This window comes from Bacteroides sp. UBA939 (genome assembly GCF_002293435.1).
Classification (GTDB): Bacteria; Bacteroidota; Bacteroidia; order Bacteroidales; family Bacteroidaceae; genus Bacteroides.
The window spans coordinates 1-5,952 of record NZ_DBDF01000178.1; the positions used below are offsets into that span (position 1 = coordinate 1).

At 43.8% G+C, this 5,952-nt stretch carries 6 protein-coding genes; 1 reads left to right on the forward strand and 5 read right to left on the reverse strand.

From position 1 onward, the window contains the following. Positions 1 to 68: 68 nt before the first annotated feature. From B2Z67_RS11395 to B2Z67_RS11415, 5 genes are all read right to left on the reverse strand, one after another. Entirely contained in the window at positions 69 to 530 is a 462-nt protein-coding gene (locus tag B2Z67_RS11395; protein ID WP_291529952.1) for a DUF4293 domain-containing protein, read from the reverse strand. A 21-nt stretch (positions 531 to 551) separates the two neighbouring features. Continuing rightward, positions 552 to 887, reverse strand: a complete 336-nt coding sequence (locus B2Z67_RS11400; protein WP_291529953.1) for a DNA-directed RNA polymerase subunit omega — start codon at positions 885 to 887, stop codon at positions 552 to 554. A gap of 39 nt (positions 888 to 926) precedes the next feature. Continuing rightward, positions 927 to 1,730 (reverse strand): outer membrane protein assembly factor BamD, encoded by an 804-nt coding sequence (locus tag B2Z67_RS11405; RefSeq protein WP_291529954.1) that lies wholly within the window; start codon positions 1,728 to 1,730, stop codon positions 927 to 929. Positions 1,731 to 1,897: 167 nt separating this feature from the next. Then, a complete protein-coding gene (locus B2Z67_RS11410; protein ID WP_291529955.1) occupies positions 1,898 to 2,323 on the reverse strand; it encodes an amino acid-binding protein in 426 nt (141 codons plus the stop codon). Positions 2,324 to 2,342: 19 nt separating this feature from the next. Continuing rightward, positions 2,343 to 3,641 carry a phenylacetate--CoA ligase family protein gene (locus B2Z67_RS11415; RefSeq protein ID WP_291529956.1) on the reverse strand — a complete coding sequence of 433 codons (1,299 nt, stop codon included), beginning with the start codon at positions 3,639 to 3,641 and terminating at the stop codon, positions 2,343 to 2,345. A 112-nt stretch (positions 3,642 to 3,753) separates the two neighbouring features. Here B2Z67_RS11415 and uvrB point away from each other — a divergent pair, with 112 nt between their 5' ends. Beyond that, complete coding sequence (gene uvrB / locus B2Z67_RS11420; protein WP_291529957.1) at positions 3,754 to 5,820, forward strand: excinuclease ABC subunit UvrB; 2,067 nt, start codon at positions 3,754 to 3,756, stop codon at positions 5,818 to 5,820. Positions 5,821 to 5,952: the final 132 nt, after the last annotated feature.

Below are 5,952 nucleotides of genomic sequence, written 5' to 3' on the forward strand. Positions count from 1 at the left end.
TATAAACACAGATGGCGCAGATTTGTTAAATCAATCTGCGCCATCTGTGTTTATATGCGGATGAAATATTACCTCAACCGATCCGCCGCTTTTACCATTACTTCATCACGATAAATAGCACGGAAAGACAAATAATTCAAAATGATGGATATAGCCGGTAGGCAGAGCGCCCATCCCATTTGAAAAGACATTGCATCCAAATCACTCTTCAGCATAAACATGAATGCAAAGAATGCAATATAATATCCTATCAACAAAATACTATTAAAAATCGTCATACGAACCTGTAACATACGGTTACGGAACAAGAAAATTGTACAGAATGCTACAACTGCACTTAAAAAAAGGATTCCGAACAGTCCCCATGTAGATTGAAAGGTATCATCACCCGATAAAGTCACGCCCAGCGGTTTGAAGACATTGGCAGTAACTCCGTCATCAGCAATAAATTGCCCTAAAGGTAAACATAAGGCTGCTATCAGCAAACCTGTCACAATCAATAAATAAACAGATTGAATTCGTTGTATCATATCTTTTTGCAGTAATTTTATTTACTGTAACTTTTCTTTTTCTTTAGCCGGATTACGATAGTAAATCTTACCTTCGGTATATTCCTGTGTAGCAATCAATGTTGGTTTCGGCAACTTTTCATAATAACGTGAAATTTCAATCTGTTCCCGGTTTTCGAATACCTCCTCCAAATTATCATTATAGGAAGCAAACTCAGCCAGCTTCTTGGAAAGATCACTTTTGATTTCCACACTGATCTGATTAGCACGTTTACCTATGATAGCTACGGTTTCATATACATTGCCTGTATCCGCACACAACTCCATCATGTCACGGGTAACCGTTGTTCCGGGAGCATTTGTCTTCTTGTAATCCATAAATATCTAAATTATTATTATCCTAAATCCGTTTATCAATTATTCATTCAATATTTTCTCCGACTCTTCAAATATTCTGTCGGCGTCTTTCATATGCTTACTTTCAGGGAATTCATTTTTAAAAGCATAATATTCGTCTACCGTTTCACGATAACGTTCCGCACGCTTATCTATCACACTATATATAGCCATTTCATATTTTGCCCGTAAAATCAGGATAGACAAATCCTCGCGGAGATTCGTATAAGGGTAGTCTTTCAAAGCATTTTGTGCGGTGATTACACAGGATGCATAGTTATTTCCCATATAATTGCCCAGGTTATAATACAATTTGGCTGAAAGATATTCCTTCATAACCAGCTTATCCTGCAAAGCAAATATCATGTTTTGAGCTTCTTCTTTCTTCACACTCTGCGGAAAGTACTCCATGAACATTTGCAATTGCTGAATAGCAGCATAAGTACCGGACTGGTCAAGACGAGGTTCCGGAGTATCCAGAAACAAAGCCTTTCCGGCATGGAAACGCGACAACTCAGCGAACGTACCACGCGGATACACATTGTAATACTGGATAAAGGTTTGGGCAGCAGTCTGATAATCTTTCTGATTATAATAACTCATGCCAAGCATGTAGAGGGATTCCTCTGCTTTATCCGTACCCTTGAGGATAGCAATCAATTCATTAAGCAATGTAGCGGAACGGTTATACTGCCCTTTTGCGAAGTAGTTCTTTGCCGCTTCATATTTGTACTCATAATCAGTACTTTTCAGCAACTTGTTATATTCCCCACATGAAGTGAGCAACACTGCTGCAAGAAAAGTTATTAAGATATTCTTCTTCATTCTTACCTTTTCAAATAAGGTGCAAAGATAAAGGTTCGTATCGAATAAAGCAACGATACGAACCTTAATTTTTCAAAAAGCAGATAATCACCGGCAAACACCGGTCAATTTGCAACGAATGGATTTAAGCTGCATTATTCGTACCGTAGTGGTTTGCGAAACTTAAATCATAATTTATACAAATCACTCGCCGCCAACAAATCTACTTTCTTTTCGGTCAACACGCGAATGCAATTTTCCATGTCATTAGGACGTATAATCACATTTGCGGTGTCACCGTTAGCAAACGAGTACATATATTCAATGAGAACTCCTTCATCGGACAGGAAACGTAATACTTTTGCCAGCGACCCCGGGATATTAGGACAGCTAATGCCCACTACGTCGGTTACATGCACGGCAAAATGATTTTCTTTTAATGCTTTGTACGCTTTATCCGGTTCGGATACGATACCGCGGAGAATACCGAAGTCAGCGTTCTCAGCAATACAAAGAGCGGAAAGATTAACACCTTCTTTCGCAAGTACTTCAGTCACTTCAGTCAAACGACCGGACTTATTCTCAAGGAAAATGGAAAGTTGTTTTGCTACCATAACGATTAAGTATTAAGTATTAGAGTTTACGATTATCTATCACACGTTTAGCCTTACCTATACTACGTTCAATACTACGGGGTTCTACCAAACGGACGGCTACACCCAATCCGAGAACACTCTGTAGACGCGCAATCAGTTTCTTCTTCAATTCCAGCATCTTATTAATCTCGTCAGAATAATATTCCGGACGAACTTCCACCTGCAATTCCATAATGTCTGTATTATTCTTGCGGTCAACGATTAAGAGGTAATGCGGTTCGAATTCAGTCATTTCGAGAATGACGGACTCTATTTGTGTCGGGAATACATTGATTCCACGAATAATGAGCATATCATCACTACGTCCCAGGATACGATCCATACGAACAAGCGTACGTCCGCAAGAACATGTATCATAGTGCAGAGCGGTAAGGTCTTTTGTACGGTAACGCAGCAAAGGCATACCTTCTTTGGTTAAATGGGTAAAGATCAGTTCACCCGTTTCACCCGGGGCAACCGGTTCCAACGTATTCGGGTCGATGATTTCGGGGAAATAGTGATCTTCGTTAAGATGGGTGCCACATTGGCATTCGCATTCGTAACCTACGCCCGGCCCCGCAATCTCGCTAAGCCCATAGATGTCATAAGCCTTAATGCCCAGCTTTTCTTCTATTTCATGACGCATATTCTCTGTCCAGGGTTCTGCTCCGAAAGCGCCGATTTTCAATTTAAATTCTTCACGGGGCAAACCGGAATCCTTAATGGCATCTGCCAGATAAAGTGCATAAGAAGGAGTACAGCAAAGCACTGTAGAACCAAAATCATGCATCAGGGTAATCTGCTTCTCCGTGTTACCGCTGGACATTGGGATAACGGAAGCGCCAATATTCTCGGCACCCGCATGTGCACCCAATCCTCCGGTGAACAATCCATATCCATAGGCTACATGAAAAAAGTCGGAACTGTCTGCTCCATAAGCTATGAAGGCGCGTGAAAGGCATTCCGTCCATGAAGCAAGATCCTTGCGCGTATATCCTACTACGGTAGGCTTGCCCGTTGTACCGGACGAAGCGTGAATACGCACAATCTGACTCATGGGAACAGCACAAAGTCCGAAAGGATAATTATCCCGCAGGTCGTATTTCGTGGTAAAGGGTAGTTTTACGATGTCGTCTATACTGTTAATATCATCCGGGGTAAGTCCCAGTTCCTGCATTTTCTTACGGTAGAAAGGAGTGTTGTGATAAACGTGCTCCACGATCTTCCTAAGACGGATGCCCTGGATTTTGCGAAGGCTTTCGCGTTCCATGCATTCGATACTTTCATTCCAAATCATGTCTTCGTTGTATTTACATTAGGGTTATTATTATTTATTTCCTGCAAAGGAATAAAAAAAATTTGTTTATCTCAAGTATTTTACTGAATATTGCTGCCTGTAAGGAGAGAAAATGAATACTTTTGAATTAACATCCGCATATAAACCCACCGGCGACCAGCCGGAAGCTATCGCACAGCTCACAGAAGGTGTGTTCGAGGGAGTGCCTGCACAAACGTTGCTCGGTGTTACCGGGTCAGGTAAAACGTTCACCGTTGCCAATGTAATTGCCAATATCAACAAGCCGACTTTGGTATTGAGCCATAACAAGACATTGGCAGCCCAGCTCTACAGTGAGTTCAAGGCGTTTTTCCCCGGCAATGCCGTGGAGTACTACGTGTCTTATTATGATTATTACCAGCCGGAAGCCTATCTCCCGGCCTCGGATACATATATAGAAAAGGATCTTGCCATCAACGACGAGATAGACAAGCTGCGCCTTGCCGCAACCTCTTCCTTGCTTTCCGGACGGAAAGACGTGATAGTAGTATCTTCCGTATCCTGTATATATGGTATGGGAAATCCGTCCGACTTCTATAATAATGTAATAGAAGTGCAACAAGGAAAATCTTTCAGCCGGAATGTATTCCTGCGCCGCCTGGTAGAAAGCCTCTATGTACGCAACGATATTGACCTGAACCGTGGCAACTTCCGGGTGAAAGGAGATACCGTGGACATCTATCTGGCGTACACAGACAACCTGTTGCGCATCATTTTCTGGGGAGATGAAGTGGACAGTATCGAAGAAGTAGACCCAATCAGTGGTGTGACCACCGGTCGTTTCGATGCCTACAAGATATATCCCGCCAACCTCTTTATGACCACGAAAGAGGCTACCATACGGGCAATCCACGAGATAGAAGACGACCTGTACAAGCAAGTGCAATGGTTTGAAGAACAAGGACGTCCTTTTGAGGCAAAACGTCTTCAGGAACGGGTGACGTATGATATGGAGATGATACGCGAATTAGGCCACTGTTCAGGAATTGAAAACTATTCGCGCTACTTCGACGGACGTGCCGCCGGTAGTCGTCCCTACTGTTTACTGGACTTTTTCCCCGAAGACTTCCTGATTGTTATAGATGAAAGTCACGTGAGCGTACCCCAGATACGCGCCATGTATGGCGGTGACCGTGCCCGCAAAACGAACCTTGTGGAATATGGATTCCGACTGCCGGCTGCTATGGATAATCGTCCTTTAAAGTTCGAAGAGTTTGAGGGAATGGCCAAACAAGTGATTTACGTAAGCGCCACTCCGGCGGATTACGAACTTGCCCGGTCGGAAGGTATTGTTGTAGAGCAAGTGATTCGTCCTACCGGATTGCTGGACCCGATTATCGAAGTACGCCCCAGCCATAACCAGATAGACGACCTCATGGAGGAAATCCAGCTTCGTATCGAACGGAACGAACGAACGCTCGTTACCACACTCACCAAGCGTATGGCGGAAGAGCTGACGGAGTTCCTGCTGAATAACCATGTGAGGTGTAACTATATTCACAGTGACGTAGATACGCTGGAACGCGTAAAAATCATGAGTGACCTGCGCGAAGGCATATATGACGTACTGATTGGCGTCAACCTGTTGCGCGAAGGTCTGGATTTACCGGAAGTTTCGCTCGTAGCCATTCTGGATGCCGACAAAGAAGGCTTCCTGCGTTCTCACCGCTCACTGACGCAGACTGCCGGACGTGCCGCCCGAAACGTGAACGGTATGGTTATCATGTACGCCGACCGCATCACCGAAAGTATGCAACTGACGATTGATGAAACCAACCGCCGTCGTGAAAAGCAATTAAGGTATAACGAAGAGCACGGCATCACTCCGCAGCAAATCAAAAAGGGGAAGAACCTCAATGTATTTGCAACAGCCGGAGTTCCGACAGAAGAACCTTTCGGAAAAGGAGCGGCTACCACTCCCCGTCCTTACGTCGAACAGGAAAGTTCCGCCGGTGTCGCTGCCGACCCGATCATCCGGTATATGTCCCGCCCGCAACTGGAAAAAAGTATCGAACGTACCCGGAAGCTTATGCAGGAAGCTGCCAAGAAACTCGACTTTATCGAAGCGGCGCAATATCGTGATGAATTGCTAAAGATGGAGGACTTATTAAAAGAGAAACAAGATGTGCCAAAAGTTTAAGCCTAAGTAGCTGTTCATAATTAGTTTATACTATCATTTTTTAGACGCGGATGACGCGGATCTCTTTTTATCCTTCTGGATGAGAGTAACATAGCGCAGCATTTAAAAATCCGCGTCATCCGCGTTATCTGC

What these genes read in the sequence shown, in the direction of transcription:
- B2Z67_RS11395 (WP_291529952.1), bottom strand. Translation starts at nt 530, where the DNA reads ATGATACAACGAATTCAATCTGTTTATTTATTGATTGTGACAGGTTTG.
- B2Z67_RS11405 (WP_291529954.1), bottom strand. Translation starts at nt 1,730, where the DNA reads ATGAAGAAGAATATCTTAATAACTTTTCTTGCAGCAGTGTTGCTCACT.
- B2Z67_RS11410 (WP_291529955.1), bottom strand. Translation starts at nt 2,323, where the DNA reads ATGGTAGCAAAACAACTTTCCATTTTCCTTGAGAATAAGTCCGGTCGT.
- B2Z67_RS11400 (WP_291529953.1), bottom strand. Translation starts at nt 887, where the DNA reads ATGGATTACAAGAAGACAAATGCTCCCGGAACAACGGTTACCCGTGAC.
- uvrB (WP_291529957.1), top strand. Translation starts at nt 3,754, where the DNA reads ATGAATACTTTTGAATTAACATCCGCATATAAACCCACCGGCGACCAG.
- B2Z67_RS11415 (WP_291529956.1), bottom strand. Translation starts at nt 3,641, where the DNA reads ATGATTTGGAATGAAAGTATCGAATGCATGGAACGCGAAAGCCTTCGC.